Raw genomic sequence first — 567 nt, forward strand, 5'->3', positions numbered from 1 at the left:
AACCTCGCACAATTCGTGATCGGAATATCGAATCTGGCCCCTTCCCACGGCCCGGCGGCGGGTCTATATGAGATACACCCTTTTGCTCATATTTAGCATAAGGGAGGCGCCGGCGGCCCCGACAAGCGGTCGGCGTTTTTCAGGGACCCTTAAATGCTCAGTTTGAGCATAAAGAGGTTTGAGATGGCCGACGGTTTCTCTCCTTTCGACTTCACCCCTGAGGTCGAGGCCGCGACCCACCCGCTGTGGGAAAAGGTCAAGGACAAGGTCACCCCGCTGGAATGGCGCGTCCACGCGCCGTTGATCGCGGCGATCACCCGTGCGGCCATTCATATTTCCAGGACCAATCCGGAGCGCCGCGAGCGGCTTGCGCGGCTGGTCCGGTTCGCGGGCGATGAACTCTATCGCCGCTGCAGCGTCGCGCCGTCCGGTTCGCAAATTCTTCCGGTGATCATCGGCGCGGATCGCGCAGCGGTCGCCGTCGCGGCATCCTTGCAACAACGAGGCTTCGATATTCGCGCCATCCGTCCGCCCACTGTTCCGGAAGGGACGGCGCGGCTGCGTATC

1 pseudogene is annotated in these 567 nt (G+C 61.9%); it reads left to right on the forward strand.

The features are described from left to right. Positions 1-183: 183 nt before the first annotated feature. Positions 184-567 (forward strand): annotated as a pseudogene (locus DNK89_RS23830) (hypothetical protein); the annotation flags it as partial.

It is taken from the genome of Acidovorax sp. ST3 (assembly GCF_003231145.1).
Taxonomy (GTDB): Bacteria; Pseudomonadota; Gammaproteobacteria; order Burkholderiales; family Burkholderiaceae_C; genus Acidovorax.